Origin of the sequence: Leptothermofonsia sp. ETS-13, from assembly GCF_049200465.1 — a bacterium.
Lineage (GTDB): Bacteria > Cyanobacteriota > Cyanobacteriia > Leptolyngbyales > Leptolyngbyaceae > Leptothermofonsia.
Genome location: NZ_CP120836.1, coordinates 3,130,204 through 3,148,770 on the forward strand (window position 1 = coordinate 3,130,204; position 18,567 = coordinate 3,148,770).

At 48.7% G+C, this 18,567-nt stretch carries 14 protein-coding genes; 8 read left to right on the plus strand and 6 right to left on the minus strand.

The features are described 5' to 3' along the window. The first annotated feature begins 72 nt into the window (after positions 1-72). The 4 genes from P4D80_RS14220 (at position 73) to P4D80_RS14235 (ending at position 6,022) form a co-directional block, all read left to right on the plus strand. The gene (locus tag P4D80_RS14220) at positions 73-2,034 is read left to right on the plus strand and encodes a PA14 domain-containing protein (protein WP_421654658.1); all 1,962 of its coding nucleotides are present in this window, start codon (positions 73-75) and stop codon (positions 2,032-2,034) included. A 481-nt stretch (positions 2,035-2,515) separates the two neighbouring features. After that, on the plus strand, positions 2,516-4,213 hold the full coding sequence (locus P4D80_RS14225) for a peroxidase family protein (protein ID WP_421654659.1): 1,698 nt from the start codon (positions 2,516-2,518) through the stop codon (positions 4,211-4,213). Positions 4,214-4,701: 488 nt separating this feature from the next. After that, positions 4,702-5,376 (plus strand): phosphoribosylanthranilate isomerase, encoded by a 675-nt coding sequence (locus P4D80_RS14230; RefSeq protein ID WP_421654660.1) that lies wholly within the window; start codon positions 4,702-4,704, stop codon positions 5,374-5,376. A 340-nt stretch (positions 5,377-5,716) separates the two neighbouring features. Then, positions 5,717-6,022: a hypothetical protein gene (locus tag P4D80_RS14235; RefSeq protein WP_421654661.1), complete on the plus strand. Its 306-nt coding sequence runs from the start codon at positions 5,717-5,719 to the stop codon at positions 6,020-6,022. A 349-nt stretch (positions 6,023-6,371) separates the two neighbouring features. On the opposite strand, the gene P4D80_RS14240 is transcribed toward P4D80_RS14235, so the two are convergent. Further along, entirely contained in the window at positions 6,372-7,454 is a 1,083-nt protein-coding gene (locus P4D80_RS14240; protein WP_421654662.1) for a glycosyltransferase family 4 protein, read from the minus strand. 434 nt (positions 7,455-7,888) lie between these two features. Between P4D80_RS14240 and P4D80_RS14245 the strand changes: the two genes are divergently transcribed. Together P4D80_RS14245 and P4D80_RS14250 are read left to right on the plus strand one after the other, a co-directional pair. After that, on the plus strand, positions 7,889-8,404 hold the full coding sequence (locus tag P4D80_RS14245; protein WP_421654663.1) for a DUF4333 domain-containing protein: 516 nt from the start codon (positions 7,889-7,891) through the stop codon (positions 8,402-8,404). Between the two features lie 51 nt (positions 8,405-8,455). Beyond that, positions 8,456-9,967: a UbiD family decarboxylase gene (locus tag P4D80_RS14250; protein ID WP_421654664.1), complete on the plus strand. Its 1,512-nt coding sequence runs from the start codon at positions 8,456-8,458 to the stop codon at positions 9,965-9,967. A gap of 235 nt (positions 9,968-10,202) precedes the next feature. On the opposite strand, the gene P4D80_RS14255 is transcribed toward P4D80_RS14250, so the two are convergent. Next, positions 10,203-10,418, minus strand: coding sequence for a hypothetical protein (locus P4D80_RS14255; RefSeq protein ID WP_421654665.1), 216 nt, complete (start codon positions 10,416-10,418; stop codon positions 10,203-10,205). Positions 10,419-10,543: 125 nt separating this feature from the next. On the opposite strand from P4D80_RS14255, the gene P4D80_RS14260 reads away from it, so the two are divergent. After that, complete coding sequence (locus P4D80_RS14260; RefSeq protein WP_421654666.1) at positions 10,544-11,425, plus strand: polyphosphate kinase 2 family protein; 882 nt, start codon at positions 10,544-10,546, stop codon at positions 11,423-11,425. Continuing rightward, complete coding sequence (locus P4D80_RS14265; protein ID WP_421654667.1) at positions 11,415-12,272, plus strand: alpha/beta fold hydrolase; 858 nt, start codon at positions 11,415-11,417, stop codon at positions 12,270-12,272. Before P4D80_RS14260 ends, P4D80_RS14265 begins: the two co-directional genes overlap by 11 nt. A gap of 183 nt (positions 12,273-12,455) precedes the next feature. Here the strand turns inward: P4D80_RS14265 and P4D80_RS14270 are convergent, their stop codons facing one another. The 4 genes from P4D80_RS14270 to ppc form a co-directional block, all read right to left on the minus strand. Then, on the minus strand, positions 12,456-13,061 hold the full coding sequence (locus P4D80_RS14270) for a Uma2 family endonuclease (RefSeq protein WP_421654668.1): 606 nt from the start codon (positions 13,059-13,061) through the stop codon (positions 12,456-12,458). 42 nt (positions 13,062-13,103) lie between these two features. Next, on the minus strand, positions 13,104-14,438 hold the full coding sequence (locus tag P4D80_RS14275; protein WP_421654669.1) for a hypothetical protein: 1,335 nt from the start codon (positions 14,436-14,438) through the stop codon (positions 13,104-13,106). Between the two features lie 202 nt (positions 14,439-14,640). Then, the gene (locus P4D80_RS14280) at positions 14,641-14,820 is read right to left on the minus strand and encodes a hypothetical protein (RefSeq protein ID WP_421654670.1); all 180 of its coding nucleotides are present in this window, start codon (positions 14,818-14,820) and stop codon (positions 14,641-14,643) included. Between the two features lie 571 nt (positions 14,821-15,391). Next, positions 15,392-18,511, minus strand: coding sequence for a phosphoenolpyruvate carboxylase (ppc, locus tag P4D80_RS14285; protein ID WP_421654671.1), 3,120 nt, complete (start codon positions 18,509-18,511; stop codon positions 15,392-15,394). Positions 18,512-18,567 lie beyond the last annotated feature (56 nt).

Sequence of the window (18,567 nt, forward strand, 5' to 3'; positions counted from 1 at the left end):
TTGCTGTACTAGCTTCTTTTTATCGTGTCTTATAGTTTGGTTCTGCCAACTCTAATAATAGGAAGAGACAAGGTGTTAGATTTAGCATTCAACAACCTGAGCGATCCTGGCCATCCAGTTAAAAGCCTACGAACTGCCCCCATTGATTCCAATTCATTCGATATAGCGATCGCACCATTGCGAATGAAACCGTCAGCACAGCAAAGACTGCTGCTACAGGCAAGGGCCTCATCAACCAGCGAAACTGTTACCGGAGTTGCTGAAGTCGATACCAGTTCCAATAATTCAGGTGCCAGAGCCTCTGGCCCGGTTGCTGCTGCTAGCAATCCAGTTGCGAGTCAATCCATCACTACTGCAGTCAATAATGGATTACTGGCTCAGTACTATGAAGAACTCGACCTGACAAATCTGAGAGAGACTCGTATTGATCCAGTAGTCAACTTTAACTGGGGCGAAGGTTCACCCTCGGTCACTTTGCCCTCCGATGCTTTTTCCGTTCGCTGGACTGGAAAAATTCAGCCGCAATACTCCGAAACCTATACGTTCTACACCAACACTGATGAAGGGGTGCGGTTGTGGGTGAATGGGCAACTCATTATTGACAACTGGACAAGCCATTCCCTCACTGAAAATGTGGGCACCATTACCCTAGCAGCGGGACAGAACTATGACATTCAACTGGAGTATTACGACCTCATGGGTGTAGCAACCGCCCAACTTTTGTGGTCAAGCCCCAGTCAAAGCAAAGAAATTATCCCGCAAACCTATCTTTTTCCCAGTACGGATGGGTTAAACGCAGGGGCGATCGTGACGGCTCAGGCCAGACCTGCCTACTCTTTTATTGATTCCATTGGATTTAATACCCATCTGCGTTACTATGACACCGCCTACGGAAATTACCCCCTCATCCGACAGCGATTGCTTGAATTAGGGATCCGTCACATTCGAGATGGGGGGAGCGATCCACTCTGGATTCAACATACCAATGAGTTAGGCACATCAGGAATTCGCTCAACCATTGTGATTGATCCATTTATTGGGACAGGTCCAACAGCATCTTACAATATGAACCCTCCCGGTTATGATGTTCTCACGCTGGTCAAAAATCTGGTGCCTGCGAGTGTGGAAGCCATTGAAATCTTAAATGAGTTCGATATCACACGGAACAATGGCTATTTTTACAATGGTCAGCCTGTAACCGATGCAAACTGGATCACTTACCTGCGCAACTTCACGCAAGATACCTACAACGCCCTTAACGGTGATCCAGTCACTCAAAACGTTGCTGTGATTGGTCCCTCCTTTGTGTATCCCGACTCCAGCACCTTAGTGGGTGATTTAAGCCCGTGGGTTGACTATGGAAATGCTCACCCCTACAGTAATCCATTGCATCCCGGTAATGGCAATCTGCTTCGGGATCTGGCAAATCGTTCCAGACCAACTGCTAACCGTCCGACCGTTGTCACGGAAATTGGCTATTCCACAGGTAGCCCTCTGTCCGATCGCCCCGTTTCTGAAGTTGTGCAGGGTAAATATATTCCCAGAATGTTCCTGGAAAATTTCAACAGTGGCGTAGTTCGAACATTCTCCTACGAATTTATAGATCAATTCCCTAACCCTAATAACAGTGAATATAACTATGGCATCGTGCGCTATGATGGCACTCCCAAACCCGCGTACACTGCATTGCAAAATCTGATTGGGATATTGAACGATACCGCACTTCCATTCACACCGGGAACGCTGGATTATTCTCTCAGCGGTAACACCCAGAATGTTCGCACCACCTTATTACAGAAAAGTGATGGCAGTTTTTACCTGGTGCTCTGGCTTGAAGTTCCCAGCACCGACCAGGCGAGTAGCCAGACGGTGAATCTAACGCTGAATACTGCGATCGCCCAGGCCACCACCTATTTATCCAATAGTTCGGCTGCACCAGTTGGTCAATATTCCACCCCGACTCAGTTAACGCTAACCGTGCCAGATTCTCCCCTGATTGTGAAACTATCGCCTAATTTAGTTAGTGCCTTGTAGCAAAATCTTACCCCAGTCGTGTTGGAGTTAGTCTCTTCTAGAGATGTTCCATGGAACTTCCCCCCCATCCCCTCTACCCCCTACCAACCCTCTACTTCTTCCTACATCAACCCACTCAAAGAGCAAAACCCTTCTCACCCGAATGAGGTTATGCAGTTTGAGAAATTACCAGTTAGCATCACGTGAGTACACCCCATCAAACCCGTAACACTATGCTAAAGCTGAGCTGACTGTAACAATCACACTGGTAGAATCATCTGGATCATCCAGGCGATCGCGATCGCCTGATTCATACGAATACCAACTCAGAGGATCCTTGAAGCTTGCAAAAAGGACTTGTCAGCCTCCGAAATCTTTTGGGTTGAGGGACATTATGGAGAACTGCTAAGAGGAAATAATCCAATGGCTCAAAAAAGAGATACCTCCACAATGGCTCAAAAAAGAGATACCTCCACAATGGCTCAAAAGAGATACCTCCACAATGGCTCAAAAAAGAGATACCTCCACAATGGCTCAAAAAAGAGATACCTCCAGGGACGGTATTGATAACAAACTTCAAACTTTACTTTTAACTAACTTTAAAGGTCTTTGGGATTTCATCCAAAGTAACGATACCCTTAAACGCAAAGTTAATAAATTTCTAATTAACAATGCCATCTACAAAGCCCCAACCCGTCCCTATGCGTTTAGTTTGATGACACTGGATCCATTCATTCCAGGGACGGCTGACGACAGATTCCAGGTGATTGAAGGATATGTTCCGGGAAAAGGGCTCCCCAAGAAAACAGATACCTACACTTCCTGGGAGTCGCTCATTGATCGCACCTATACAGGACGTCATCTCCCTCCTGATCCAGAACTTAATAAACCCGGAAATTTACCTGCCCTTGAAGAACTTGCGGTTCTCTTCAAGAAGAAAGAACTGAATGGTAAACCCGTCACCATTTATTCAGAAAAGTCTACGCTGTTATTTCCCTACTGGGTACAGTGGTTTACCGATGGTTTTCTGCGCAAGAAGGATCAGGTCGAATGGTTTAAGAATACCTCCAATCACCACATCGATCTATGTCCGGTCTACGGGTTGAACGCAAGCAAAACTGCTATGCTCAGAGCCTTTAAGGGAGGTAAACTCAAAAGCCAGATTTTGAATGGTGAAGAATACCCTCTGTTTTATTATGAAGATCCTGAAAAAGGGGTCGTGAAACCAGAGTTTGAAGGACTTTATGAACCACTCAGTGATGAGAGAAAGCTAGAGCCCGCGAAAAAAGCCAAACTGTTTGCCATGGGAGTTGAACGGGCAAACGTACAAATTGGGTATGTGATGCTAAATGTGCTTTGCCTACGGGAGCACAATCGACTCTGCGATTTACTGGCAAAGAATTATCCAACCTGGGATGATGAGCGCCTCTTTCAAACGGCGAGAAACATCTTGCTGGTTGTGATTATGAAAATCGTATTAGAAGAATACATCAATCACATCACCCCCTATCACTTCAAATTCTTTGTCGATCCCTCCTCCTTTACCAATGAAAGATGGTATCGCACCAACTGGATGACGATGGAATTTAGCCTAGTTTACCGCTGGCACAGCGCCCTTCCCAGCACCCTCATCTATGCCGGGCAAGAGATTTCCATGCAAGCCAGCTTATGGAACAACCAGATGCTAATTGATCAGGGGTTGGGAACCTTGTTTGAGGAAACCTCTTCTCAACCAGCCGCCCGCATTGGGTTATTCAATACCGCCGATTTCCTGCTGCCAGTGGAGTTAGCCAGTATTGATTTAGGGCGGAAGTCTCAGATGGCTAGCTACAACGATTACCGTGAGATGTGTAAGTACCCGCGGGTGACGGATTTTAATCAAATTACCAGTGATCCAGACGCCCAGGAAAAGTTAAAGAACCTCTACGGGGATGTAGACAAGCTTGAGTTTTATGTTGGACTATATGCTGAAGATGTGCGAGAAAACTCAGCACTGGCCCCTCTCATCGGGCGACTGGTTGGAATTGATGCCTTTTCTCAAGCTTTGACAAATCCTTTGCTAGCGGAGAGTATTTTCAAGCCAGAGACTTTTTCCCCAGTTGGCTGGGAGGTGATTCATAGCACGAATACGCTTTCTGATCTGGTGAACCGCAATACCCCTCAGAATGGTAAATCCTATAAGGTGACGTTTTATCGGTAGCACCAGCATATATAGCCCTTTTCAAGGGTGTGAGGTACAGTGGGGTGCAGAGCCTCACTGTACCTCACACTCCCGTACCTTATTCAAATGGAAACCGCTATAGTAGCCTATAGCTATAGTTACCAGGCTTAGGACGGGGTGCAGGGGGTTGGCCCCTTTGACTGAAGATAAAGCCCCTACATTCCCTAAAACCAACGTTCTGAGCAACCTGGCGACAGCTATAAAGGCGACATCTATAAATCAGTTGTGAGATGGAGAGGCTTTGTGAGAACGAATCGCAGGAACTCCTTCCCACAATCCAAGTAGAATCGCTATGGAACGGATATCTTTGGGTTGATTTTGCGATGGGCTCGTGTTGTTTTGCCCCAACCAGGGTTATTTAGCGTTCACAATTAGTTTGTGAACAGGGGGGGTTGGGGCAAAGTCCCCACTCCCTCTCTAATTCCAGGGTACTAACGCACCTGTGTAGAGCGACAGGGGGAGAGGTAATGGGTTTGCGAGTTAAGATTTGTGGGATTACGAAGGTGGAGCAGGGAAGGGCGATCGCAGAGATGGGAGCCACCGCTCTGGGATTCATCTGCGCCAGACAGTCCCCCCGGTACGTTTTGCCAGAACAAATTGGGGCGATTGTGGCAGGGTTGCCGGTGAATCTAGAGGGAATGGTGAGGTGCGATCGCATTGGGGTTTTCGTCAATGCCAGTATCGAGGAGATTGGTAAAACGGTTGCGATCGGTCATTTGAGTGGGGTTCAACTGCATGGAGATGAATCGCCTGAATTTTGTCAGCAACTTCGTGCAGTTCTGCCCACGATTGAAATCATTAAAGCGTTGCGAGTCCGCACCATTGCAGTGCTTGAGGAAGTCACCCGCTATGAAGGAGTGATTGATGCGCTTTTGCTAGATGCCTACCATCCCAACCTGCCGGGGGGAACTGGAAAGACATTGAACTGGCGATCGCTGCACCAATTTCGCCCACCCTTTCCCTGGCTTCTGGCTGGTGGTCTGACTCCCGATAACATTCTGGATGCCCTGGAGCAGGTGGCTCCTGATGGGGTTGACCTGTCTAGCAGTGTGGAGCGATCGCCCGGAGATAAGGATTTAGAGAAGGTTGAGCGGCTTTTCAGAGAACTGTCAAAGCCAGGCATTGAGCAAATGGGCCGCTAGAGGTATCTGCCCAGACCTGTTGAATATTTCATCCTGAAATATTTGCATACAAACAATTATGTGCTATATCTATCTTAAAAAATATTTAAGTTCAAAGTTTTATCGATGAAACAAATTGAACTAGAACATTTCTGATGGCCCTTTTCCTCTAGCTCTTCCCAATTGCTGGCTAATTTGGGTGGAATGGTTTGGGTGGAATGGGCAAATGTGTTTAACCTTCATTACGAATCACACCTCTGAAACACTTACAGGAGACAGCCATGACTACAGATCTGAAGACGGATTTTGATCTGAAAGCGGCCTTTGAAGACATCAAAAACCTGGTTTTCAGGGCAAAGCAATGGAGGTATTTGAGAAATACTACGCCAATGACATGGTAATCCAGGAGAACGAAAATCCCGCAACGGTTGGAAAGGATGCAAATCGCCAGCGAGAACTGGAATTCTTCTCAAAACTAATCGAGTTCCGAGGCGCTGAAGTGAAAACCGTTGCCTTTGGTGATGATGTGATCATTTCCAAATGGTTCCTGGACTACACCCATGCCGATTACGGCAAGCGTACTTATGATCGTACTTACGATCAGGGTTCTGTTCAAAAGTGGAAAGATGGCAAAGTCGTTCACGAACGCTTCTATTACGGAAGTTAGAGGCTTCTGATTCTGAGCAATTCTGTGTTTGAAGCCTCTCTGCCCCCTCTCCACTCCTCCCGGACGCAGTTACATTGTATGCACAAATGCTTGACTTCTCCCCAAACTCCTCTCCGCCACGGAGAGGGGCTTGAATCAGAGCTCCTCTTCGCTCCAAGGGAAGAACTGGAGGTTAGGTCTGAGAGAACTCCAAACTTCCCCGCCAAAGGTTTGAACATAGGCAGCAGTTTTCTGCCAATACCATTTGTAATTTCTTTAAGAGGATTGGAGAGGGTGAAACTTCTTTCTGAAGACTTCAACCCCACTCCCTCATGGTGCAAAATTTAGTGTTTGCAACACTAGTTTCAGATTACAGCTGGTTGCTAATTTGTGCCATGCCTTTTGCATGTCCATTGCAGGCAAACCGTTTTGCCAGGATTTGCTGATACACCTCCAGGTAACCTTCTGCCATGCGTCGGACACTGAAATTTGCTTCTACATGATCCCGACAAGTTTGACGGTTTAAACTAGCCACTTTGTCAATCGCGGCGATACATTCCTCCACGTCTTTGCAGAGGAAGCCTGTTTTGCCGTGGGCGATGACCTCTTTGGTTGAACCCATCTCAATGGCAATTACGGGAGTACCCGATGCCATCGACTCAATCATCACCAGACCAAATGGTTCACGCCAGGTAATCGGGAATAGGGTGGCGTAGGCGTTCCCCATCAAAATATTTTTCTGAACGTGATTAGCTTCGCCCAGATACTCAATCTGCTTACCGTCAATGTGGGGCTTAATTTCATTCTCGTAATACTCCACATCCACCACGTCTACCTTACCAGCGATTTTCAAGTGCCAGCCAGAACGCTTGGCAATTTCAATGGCATGGTGAGTTCCCTTCTCCGGCGAAATTCGTCCCAGAAATGCCAGGTACGGCGGGTCACTGGGTTTTGGAAAGAAGGTATAGGTGGAAAGATCAATCCCGTTATAGACTGTTGCGACGCAATTTAGCCCCAGCCGTGGTTCCCGTTGAGCGTTCGAGATGCTCACATAAGGCTGCTTACGTGCATGCATGAACATCTTTTCATTGTCGGGAGTGAAAATACCATGCAATGTATGAACAGTTGGCGTCTTCACTAACGGAGCATAGGACAATGCGGAACAGCCCATATGGGAGTGGATGATATCAAATTCGTCTGCTCGCTGGTAAACCTGGCTCAACTGTAACATCTCGTAGATGCCATATTCTTTGACTGAATTGTCTAACCGCAAAGCACGAGGATGCACCGCCTCCAGAGTTGCTTGTGTAATCGAATCTCCTGATGCGAACAGCGTAACCTCATGCCCCTGGCGCACCAGCTCCTCGGTCAACAGACTAACGACCAGTTCAGTGCCGCCATAAGCTGGGGGAGGGACTCGCTCCCAGAGAGGGGCAATTTGGGCAATCCGCATAGTTTAACCTCCAAATGTTAAATAGGGGAATAAATAGGTATAAATATCTAGTCGGAAACACCTGCTTCACTTATAAAGCTGAATGCATTGTTGTGTAAAGTTCGCAATATTTTCCCTCGAAAATTTACACAAAAGGTAATAAATTTTAACCGCTCTTGTCAGGTAGGGGAATTACTACCTCCATATAGGGTTATCCCTACTTGCGCTTTGGGATAAAGAAACAGAATCGTTTGATTTTGGCCGATCCCAGCCCGTCAAGGACTTTCTGCAAAATTACGCCAGCGCCGAACACTGCCACCATCATGTGAGCTAGAATCAGCCCTGCATACCAACTACAGAGAGAGATGCTCTCCACAGACCTCATCCTCAGGCCTATTTCGGTTGGAGTACTCTTAACCGTTCTCATCACTGGTTTAACTTCTGGTTGTAGTAATTTGGTTCGCCCGTTAACTCAGGTGGAAACTGTAACGAAAGTTGATTCGCCCGGCGTAACGGGAGCTTCTGTAACCAGCAACGAACCTTTGAAAGCAACGGAACAGGTGGAGCAGGCGATCGCCCACAACCTTCCGAAGGAAATTGGAGTTCCCATCCAGTCTGTCTCCTGTCCAGATGAGATTGCTTTGGAAACAGGGAAAGTATTTGATTGCAAAGCCCAAATTCCCCAGGGCAACTTCCCTGTCAAAGTAACCGTCAAGGATGCTCAAGGCACGCTTAACTTTAGAACCCGACGTATCCTGCTGCTTTCAGAAGCCGAAACCCAGCTTCAGCAGTCAATCAAAAAGCGGGAGGGAATTGACATTAAGGCAAATTGCGGCGGTAAGGTCAAACCATTTAAGCGAATTGGAGAACGCGTTCAGTGCAAACTCACCCAATCCGACGGTAAAACTGGAACCGCTACAATCACTGTGATTAGTGAAGAGGGTAAAGTGGATGCCAAGTGGAAGCTCTAACAAACAGCATCTCGCTTCATAATGAAGACAGATGCTTTACATTCCTTCACTATGGCGAGAGACCTGCGCGGATTCATCAAACGGCTGGAACAACGGGGACAACTGCGACGAATCAGTGCTCCTGTTGACCCCAATCTGGAAATTGCTGAGATTGCCAATCGCATGTTACAGTGCGGCGGCCCCGGCCTGCTGTTTGAGAATGTGAAAGGCTCTCCCTATCCCGTTGCAATCAACCTGATGGGTACGGTGGAGCGCATCTGCTGGGCCATGAATCTGGAAAGACCCGAAGAGTTGGAAGATTTAGGCAAAAAACTCGCTCTCCTGTATCAACCCCGTCCGCCCAAAAAGATTTCGCAAGCAGTTGAGCTGGGGAAGGCATTGTTTGATGTGATTAAAGCGAAACCGGCGCGGGATTTGTTGCCTCCCTGCCAGCAAGTCGTTTTGAAGGGTGAAGAGGTAAACCTGAACCAGCTCCCCTTGCTGCGGGTTTATCCAGGGGATGCGAATAAGGTAATCACGCTGGGATTGATGATTACGAAAGACCCGGAGACGAAAATTCCCAATGTGGGCGTCTATCGCTTGCAATTGCAGTCCAAAAATACAATGACGGTGCAGTGGCTTTCAGTGCGGGGAGCCACTCGCCATCTGCGAAAGGCGACGGAACGAGGGCAGAAGCTGGAAGTGGCGATCGCCCTTGGCGTTGATCCACTGATTATCATGGCCGCTGCCACTCCCCTCCCAGTTGATTTATCTGAATGGCTGTTTGCCGGGCTTTACGCTGGTTCTGGAATTCACCTTGCTAGGTGCAAAACAGTGGATCTGGAAGTTCCGGCAGACTCTGAAATAGTGTTAGAAGGAACGATTACTCCCGGTGAGGTTGGGGTTGATGGTCCAGCGGGTGACCACATGGGCTTTTATGGGGGCGTAAACGAAAACGCTCCCTTGATTCGTTTTCATTGCATGACCCATCGCAAAGACCCGATTTATCTGACCACATTCAGCGGTCGCCCACCCAAGGAAGACGCCATGATGGCCCTGGCGCTCAATCGGATTTACACCCCTATCCTGCGCCAGCAAGTTCCAGAAATTGTGGATTTCTTTCTGCCGATGGAGGGGCTGTCTTACAAAATTGCCGTTCTCTCAATTGAGAAAGCCTATCCGGGGCACGCCCGCCGCGCCGCTTTAGCCTTTTGGAGCGCCCTTCCCCAATTCAACTACACCAAGTTTGTGGTGGTGGTCGATCAAGATATCAACATTCGTGACCCGCGGGCAGTGGTTTGGGCAATTACATCCAAGGTCGATCCGATCAGGGATGTATTCATCTTGCCTGACAATCCCTTTGATTCGCTTGACTTTGCCACCGAAAAGCCCGGACTGGGGAGCCGGATGGGCATTGATGCTACCACTAAGATTTATCCAGAGAGCGATCGCCCCTGGAGTGAACCATTGAAGCCTGATCCAGAAACCGCAGCCATAGTCGATCGCCGCTGGGCAGAATATGGATTGGCAGATTTAAACCTGGAAGCAGTAAATCCCAATCTATTTGGCTATGAAATGTACTAACATGTACTACTGGTCTCGTAAACACTAAACTTTGCAACATAGGGGTTTGGAGGCTCCGCCCTCAAGCAAGGATTCCACCCCTGCACCCCCAACAAAACTTTCGTTTTGATTTAATAGTGCCCTGATATAGCTCTACGCAGGTGCGTTAGGACATTGGAATTAGAGAGGGAGTTGGGGCTTCGCCCCCAGCCAGGGGTGGAACCCCTGCACCCCGTCCTAACCACAATGACTACCGCTATAAATTGGCATTCACGATTTGACTCTGAGCTGTGTCCACCCCAGTTTGTGCTCCGAGTTGTCCTGCACCTTCTTCCTTGGGATTGTCACCTACATCCGCTTCATGGCTACCCTCTCGTTTGTGAATCGGATCTTCCCTTGTTGCCTGCTTAAGTTCGGTAGGATTGAGAGTATTAAACACCGTTTTTTGAGTTTCAGGCTTGCCTGTTGTCATCGGTTTATTCAGAAAAAAGTTCTATTGGTTTCTATTCTTATAGATTTTTCTTAGCCTCACGTCATTCCTCAGATGTAAAAATTAGAAGTCAGAATAATCCATAAGGATCTTTGAAAGAGGTTGCTATGGAATTTGATAAACTCATTCAGTCATTTATCGTTCCGCCCAAGCAGAAGATATCCTTGAAGAAGGATTACGATCCAGCTTACAAAGCAGATTTCTTAAAAAAAGAAGATGCTCAACAGATATTGCAGGAAGGCATCCAGCAGCTTGCAAAATATCAAGATATTCTCTATGCCCAAAATACTTATGCACTGTTGATTGTGTTGCAGGCAATGGATGCTGCGGGTAAGGATAGTACCATCAAGCACGTCATGTCTGGAATCAACCCACAAGGGTGCCAGGTGTTTAGCTTCAAAGTTCCCTCAGCAGAAGAGCTAGATCATGACTATTTGTGGCGGTATTTCAAAGCTCTGCCAGAACGAGGACGGATTGGAATTTTTAACCGTTCTTACTACGAAGAAGTGCTGGTTGTCCGGGTCCATCCCGAAATTTTGGAACGACAGCAACTTCCTCCTGAAGCTAAAGGGAAAGAGATCTGGAATCGGCGGTTTGAGGAAATTAATCACTTTGAAAAATATCTGGTTAGTAATGGGATTATCATTCTCAAGTTTTTCTTGAATGTTTCAAAGGAAGAACAGAAAAGGCGCTTCTTAAAACGCATCGAACAGCCTGAAAAGAATTGGAAGTTTTCACTCAGTGATGTCAAGGAACGGGGCCATTGGGACGATTACATGAAAGCCTATGAAGATGTGTTTAATTACACCAGTACGGAGTGGGCACCCTGGTACATTATTCCAGCCGACTACAAGTGGTTTACCCGTTTTGCCGTTGCAACCATCATTTCCAGGCAGCTGCAAAGTCTCAATCTGGCCTATCCAACCGTTAGTGCAGAGCATGTGCAGGAGCTTTTGAAAGCAAAGGATGCCCTGGAAAATGAAAAGTGATGGACTGGGACGGCTGACCTTAAATGTCCACTTCGATGCCCAACCTCCTGTTCCGCTGTCCGCTGCCTATCGTGAGGCAGGTTCAGGTCCTACTCTGCTGATGCTGCATGGCTTTCTGGGAACTGGCCTGTGCTGGATGCCGTTGATTGAGAAATTGCAAACTGACTTCCGCTGTGTCAGCCTCGATCTTCTAGGGTTTGGAGAGTCCCCGAAACCAATGATTCGCTACGACGTTGCCAAGGAAGTTGCGTTTGTCCGTGCTTTTATCCAAACACTGAAATTGGAGCCCTGTGCAATTTTGGGCCATTCCTTTGGAGGATGGGTAGCGGCGGCCTATGCCCTGGCCTATCCAGAGTCGGTCAATAGCCTGGTATTGGCAGCGGCAGCGGGTATTCGGGATGATAGTTTCTGTGGTCGCTATGATCATTTGCGTCCGTTGCTCTGGGAAACCCCCATTATCGATTGGGGACTGGGTTTGGCGAAATCGGTTGCAGGTCTATTGGGCCAGGCTTCTACCCTACAAACGATCGCCCACTTCCGCCAGGAGTTAATAGCAAATCCAGCAGCCTGTTCTTTTCTCCGCGATCGCATTCGACCAGAAGACGCCATTGATACTGTAGAGAAGGCAATTCACCAATTGCAGATGCCGGTGCTGGTGATTACGGGCGATCGCGACGAAACCATCCCCCTATGGCACTCAGAAACCTACGCGCGGGAAATCCCCAATGCTCAATTAGAAATCATTCCGGGTGCTGACCACGCTTTGCCTCAAAATCACGCATCCGAACTGGCATCGCTGATTCTGAGATTTTTTCATTCCCATCTTCAACTCGATGTTGCGTATTAAGTAAGTAGGTTGCGTATTAAGTAAGTAGCTCCACCCAATTAATTGTCAGCAGAAGGAATGGGGGCTGCGCCCCCAGGCAGGGGGTTTCACTCCCTCCACCCCCGAAATCATCTTTCATTTAATTGCGCCTAACTACTTAACCAGAGCACTTTATAGTGAACATTCCTTTTCTCATCCACTCATTCAAGTGTTCTCTTGCGCACCCCTACACCCCTTGCGAAACTCGCGCATTGCCTCCAGCCTGGATGTTTCGCCTATCAACACACAACGGGTTAGCAATTCAAAGTTGAGAGATGCCAGTTCGGGAATTTGACTCTGAGCGACTTGTTCATATTCGCCTTCACACAATCGGTATAGCGCAAACGCTCCATCTTGCCAGAACCATACCTCAGGTACCCCCAAGACCTGATAACGTCGCAGCTTATTGGGTCCACCACTAGTAACAACGACTTCAATGGATAGATCGGGAGTGGGCTTGGATGACCCAATGCAGTAAGACTCGTCTGCTTGAGCTGAGGCAACTCCCTCCTGTTCCTGGGTCATAGAGCCAGTTGGCTCAAACTCAATCTCATTCTCTTCAAAGTAAATACTCAGCAGTAGAGCAATGATGCTTTTGAACACTTCATGTTCACGTCCCGGCATAAGAATTTCGATCGTGCCGTCAAAATAAAACAGGCGCACCCCTGGAGAATCTTCAAACCCTTTCTGGATTAGTTTGAACTGTTCCCAGGTACGATCTGGAAGAACGATTCGTTGATCAGAACCTGCGGGGATGGTTGCGATCGCCATAGCTCACCATTGCTTCATTGTCTTCAGTCTAGCTTTAGCAAATTACTGAAATCCCTTTTTAGGTTTCGGATTTCCCTTCGCCTTTGATTTTGACTTATTCACCTCGGCCAGCGCTTCTTGAAACAGTTCATGCAAATGCAGAGGTACACTGGCAATTTCTGGCAACTCTGGTTCCAAAGGTTTGTTGTACTCCCGCAACAGGGCACCCAAATCTTTCTGAAGGCCAAAGTCAGGACGGTCGAGAACAGTTTGTAAAATGTTCTCCAACGGTTCTGGATACTCCGCTACCAGCTTCTGCCAGACATAGGCATTGATGGTCGGATCTTCCAGGTATTTTCGTACCAGGTTTTCGGCTCCTTTTACGCTTTGCCAGTCTTCGGTCTCTAGTAGCGTTTTGAACTGGGTGTAAGTGGGTAGAATCATCTGGCCCCAGCGGGGATGGGCCAGAACGGTGACGCTCTCTGCTTTCTTGATCTCTGGTGGCAGTTCGACCTTGGGCGTCACCATCTTGGTTACGGCCTCTTTGCTCTTCAACGCGGTGGAAAGGGTCTTTGCATCAACCCCCATCGTCTCGGCAACGGCTTCAATATCCTCATCCTCCATTCCGGCTTCTTCTGCCAGATCTGCCAGGGATTTCGATTCGTCGATTCCAGCCTTTTCTAGTTGTTTTTTGGCGAGAACTTCCTGGAATTCGGCAATTTTCTTGCCAAGTTGATAGCCAGACATTGTGATTTCATCGCTGCCAAAGAAGTCGAGAAAGTCTTGATGATAGCGTTCGACGGAGAGCCAAGCTTCTTCCAGCAGGTCGGGGGCATCGCTGTAAAGAAAGGGCTTGTAGTGTTGCTTGAAGTTCCCGATCGCCACCGCCAGCTTGGGCTTGCCTAAATTCCCCATCAGCATCAATGGGCCGGAGAACGTCCAGTATTCTTCCGTTACAGGCGCAATTCGCCCCTGAATAATTTCACCCAGTTTGACCCGCTCCAGTTCCTTCGCGTTTGTCGGATCGCTGGGTTTCACCTGGTAGTGCTTTGCGGTTAACCAGTTCATCACTTGATAGCCGTCGGGCAGGATTTGCTCAACCGCAAACAAGCCCATGAAAGTCCGGTGCCAGCTTTGCAAAAGGGCGCGATCGCTCTCCGAAAGCTTCTTTCCCTGACTTTCAATAAACCATGCGATCGTTGTCTTGCCCCCGGCTTCGCCTTCAGTCAGGAAGCGATCAATGACCAGATTTTGCTGCTGAATGCCCTGCTGCGGGACCTTAGCCAACTGTTCTGCCGAAAAGGCTTCAAGTGCTGTTGCCAGTTCTCCTTCCGCATCCAGCACAAAGTCAGTTAATGCCTGCTTCAGTTCCCTTGCCCGGTTTAAGATCGTGTCCACAACTTGTCCTCCATCGCCTCCCTGGGAAGCGTTGTTGCTATCAGATTGGTAAATCGCCTGAAATAAGAGAATACACTACCCAAAAGTTTAAGCAATGAAGTCTATCGGTGAAGTGTAGTGGTGGCAGATTACCTCAGACTCAACACAAGCGGTTTTCGACCGTCCGCAGCCACCCAGTGTTAGGCGGCTGAAAAGCACCAACCTACCCCGCAACAACAGCTTTAGGGCTGATTGCAAACTCTAGCTGTGAACAATAAAAGCAAGCATCAAACTCAATAAAGAAGTTCACCTGACCCAAGATAAGCGGCATATTGTTAGCTTGTGTCCAGGCAAATACCAGTTGCACAGGCTTAAACTGCCCAATGACCGCTTGAGCAAGCACAACCCGCGCCTCGTATTAAGACAAATTTCCTGTCAAACTTAGTGCCGTTGTTTGCCGTTCCCAGTCATACCCAAGCTCAACCCCAACCAAATATGGCAGCACGTTGACACTTGCTTCAGTATCCAACAAACCTGATGCTGTGGCAGAAATTTGTTGGTGAATTAAGGTGAAATGCAAGTACGGGCGGAAACTGGCTGCACCTAGTGTTGGGTCACTAGAGACAAATGGAAATCGCTCACTGTTATGCATGATCTTGGGCTTTGGCAGCATGCAGCACTTTCAACATCGTATCTGTAACATCGTATCTGCTGCCTCAACTGCATCGTAGGGCGACTATACTGGATAAGCCTGATCGGGTTTAATCAGATCTGCTTCTTGCTGTGCTAGTTCTGAAATCAGAAGTTGCATAATTATAGAATTTGTCAGAATTTGTCCGAACGGCTTAGCCCCTTCAATGTTGAAATCAATTCTGAGGAAATCATTTTACACTCCAGCTAAAGTGTGTTTATAAAGTTAACAAATTAAAGTTGACAAATTCATTCACAAATTTCATTCAATGTTTTCCATCACCTCAACCTGTATTCCGCATTCCGGCAGCGATGCCGTTGATGGTGAGCAAGGCACCCCGCAGGAGTTCACCTTTGCTATAGCGCGATCGCACCGCTCCTGTAATGGCCGTCTCAGTCTTATGCTGGCGCAGGCGCTTCAACAACGAAACTTGCAAAAAGCCCAGCGGGACGATCGTGCCATTGCGAAGCTGCACCGACCGTTGGAGGTCCGGATCCCCATCCAGCAGTCTCTTGTTGCCAGTAATCGTTAGCACCATGTCCCGTGTCAGATAATACTCGTTTGAAATCTGCTCAAACAGTGGCTTGAATCGCTCCCGGTCTTCTGGGCGAGATAATTCATGGACATAGTGCCCGGCAATCTGCAAGTCCACCTTCGACAGTGTCATCTCCACTTTAGAAATAACCACCTTGAAAAAGGGCCACTTGAAATAGAAGTAGCGCAAGAGCTTGAGATGCTCCTCTGGATGCTCTGTCAGAAAGTCACGCAGGGCGGTTCCCACCCCATACCAAGCTGGTAACAGAAAGCGGCTCTGAGTCCAGCTAAACACCCAGGGGATAGCCCGCAGACTGCTGAGGTCTTTCTTGCCACTGTTGCGTCGGGCCGGGCGGGAACTAATTTGAAGCTGACTGATTTCTTCAATCGGAGTGACCTGCAAAAAGAAATCGATAAAGTCCGGCTGTTCGTAGATCAGGGCACGGTAATGGGAGCGAGACTTGGCCGCCAGTTCTTCCATGATTTCGTGCCAGGGCTGGATATCATCAAACCCGGTACGCAACAAACTTGTCTGGATAACTGCCGCTGTGATGGTTTCCAGGTTATAAAGGGCCAGTTCGGGCAAGGAATATTTGGATGCCAGCACTTCGCCCTGCTCCGTAATCTTGATCCGCCCATTGACGCTGCGCCCTGGTTGGGCCAGGATTGCTTCGTAGGCGGGCCCCCCCCCTCGCCCTACGGAACCGCCCCGACCGTGAAAGATGCGCAGTTCAATCCCATAATTTTCGGCAATCCGCTGAAGGGCTTGCTGAGCTTTGTGAATTTCCCAGTTGCTGCTGAGGAAGCCGGAATCCTTGTTGCTGTCAGAATATCCCAACATCACCTCTTGCAGGTTGGGCGTTAGCGAAGAAGTTGGAGGGTCGGCTTCTCCGCGATGGGCTAGATAGCCCCCTGCCAACATCGCTCGATAGAACGGCAGTTCAAACAGATTGGTGAGAATGGAGGGGGCCTTTTGCAGGTCATCTACGGTCTCAAATAGCGGCACGACTTGAAGCGTACTGATCCCGGTGGCTGGGTCGTAGAGCCCTGCTTCCTTCGCCAGCAACAACACTTCCAGCAGGTCACTGACATCGTGGCTCATGCTGATGATGTAGGTAGAGCAAATCTCTACTCCAAACTCCTGCTGAAGCTTGCGAACGGTGCGGAGGGTTTGAATGGTTTCGCGGGTTTTGTCAGAAAAGGGCAGTTCTGCCGGGATCAGGGGACGACGAGTTTGGAGTTCGGTTGCCAGCCACAGCGATCGCTCCGATTCGGACAATTCGTTATAGGGTTTGGGCAGAACTTGCAGGTATTCAGCAATTTCATTCAGAGCATCGGCATGGCGCGTACTCTCCTGACGAATATCCAGATGAGCCAGATTAAACCCAAAGATCTCCACCTGGCAGATGAGAGCATCCAGATCGCGGCAACTTAGCCCGGTTTCCTTCAAATTGCGCTGAATCAGCCGTAATTCTGCCAGAAAATCTTCACCAGAACGGTAGACAGTGGCCGAACTGGGTTCGGTGAAGTCCAGTTGCAGATGGTCGGTGTTGTAAAGCTGGGAGTTGCGATCGCGTGTATTCTCCAACCGCTGCTGAATGTAGGATAGCTTCAGTCGGTAAGGCTCCTGGCGGTAACGAATGGCAAGCCGGTCGTACACTTCCGGCATTTGGGACTGGTCCTGCTCCAGGGATTCCAGCAGGTCGGGCAGCACATCGCTCCAGTGCAGAGAGAGACTGAGGAGATCAATCAGGCGGCGAACCGACTGGATATACTTCTCCAGCACCAGGCTGCGTTGATAGCAGGCCGTCTGCCAGGTGATTTGGGGCGTGACTGAAGGGTTACCATCCCGGTCAGCACCAACCCAGGAACCAAACTTGCAGAAGTTATAGCGGGGCGGCTTCATACCAGGAAAGGCTGTCTGCATCGACTGTTTTAGCCGCTGGTAGAGTTGGGGAATGGCATCAAACAACACCTCCTGGAAGTAGTGGAGGGCATAATCTACCTCATCCAAAACGGTGGGCTTAAACTGGTGCAATTCATCAGTTCGCCACCAGAGGCGAATCTCCTCCATCAACTGATCCCGCAGGACATCCGCATCCCAGGAAGCAGAAGGTAACCCCAGGGCAAGCAGGCGTTCTTCAACCTGATCCAACTGACGCAAAATTCTGGCAATTCGGCGCTGTTTATCCCGAATTGTGTGGCGGACGATTTCCGTCGGGTGGGCGGTGAACACTAGACGGATATCGAGCTGGTGGATCAGCTTCTGGATGTGTTGGGGTGGCACATTCAGACTGTAGAGCTTGGGAAACAACCAGTGGAAGGTGCCCATTTCCTTACGGGCTTCGGGATCCTGCAAACTCTTTTCTAAAAGGTCTGCTTCCAGCCTGCCGTGGGGAGTGGAAGACTCGCCATTGATTTCGAGGGGAGCGGAATGAGTCTTGGTCCGGGCGATCGCCGTTGAAGAAGCCGTATCCCGACCAGCCCGATATTGCTGCTGCTGATCCCGCTGCTCATAGTGTTGCTCAACAATATTGATCAGCTGAAAATAGAGCGCAAAAGCACGGGCGGCTCGAATGGCTTCGTTCAGATCCAGTTTTTCAATGACCTTCAGAACTTCCGATTCAATCGCGGTCGGTGCCTGCCCCTCAGGAGAGCACATATCTCGCAGACGGTTCAAGAGATCAACCAGTTCCTGACCGCATTCCTGCTGCAAAATAGCTTCCCACAGGTCTTCAATAATTTTGAGCCGATGACGTAAAAACAAGTCGGATGTGTTAGAAGTGATAGCCATTGCATCGGACGCTCTAGACTCTGTCGCCGTTCCAGAGCACAGCCCATCATCTGACGAAGGTCTTATCGAACTCATGGAGTCTGCTCTTGTCAAAGATATTTCAATAATTCTAGGGGTTAATCTCTCCTTTT

Coding starts and splice junctions, on each gene's coding strand:
- P4D80_RS14225 (WP_421654659.1), top strand. CDS start 2,516: ATGGCTCAAAAAAGAGATACCTCCACAATGGCTCAAAAAAGAGATACC.
- P4D80_RS14230 (WP_421654660.1), top strand. CDS start 4,702: ATGGGTTTGCGAGTTAAGATTTGTGGGATTACGAAGGTGGAGCAGGGA.
- P4D80_RS14235 (WP_421654661.1), top strand. CDS start 5,717: ATGGAGGTATTTGAGAAATACTACGCCAATGACATGGTAATCCAGGAG.
- P4D80_RS14240 (WP_421654662.1), bottom strand. CDS start 7,454: ATGCGGATTGCCCAAATTGCCCCTCTCTGGGAGCGAGTCCCTCCCCCA.
- P4D80_RS14250 (WP_421654664.1), top strand. CDS start 8,456: ATGGCGAGAGACCTGCGCGGATTCATCAAACGGCTGGAACAACGGGGA.
- P4D80_RS14255 (WP_421654665.1), bottom strand. CDS start 10,418: ATGACAACAGGCAAGCCTGAAACTCAAAAAACGGTGTTTAATACTCTC.
- P4D80_RS14260 (WP_421654666.1), top strand. CDS start 10,544: ATGGAATTTGATAAACTCATTCAGTCATTTATCGTTCCGCCCAAGCAG.
- P4D80_RS14265 (WP_421654667.1), top strand. CDS start 11,415: ATGAAAAGTGATGGACTGGGACGGCTGACCTTAAATGTCCACTTCGAT.
- P4D80_RS14270 (WP_421654668.1), bottom strand. CDS start 13,061: ATGGCGATCGCAACCATCCCCGCAGGTTCTGATCAACGAATCGTTCTT.
- ppc (WP_421654671.1), bottom strand. CDS start 18,511: ATGAGTTCGATAAGACCTTCGTCAGATGATGGGCTGTGCTCTGGAACG.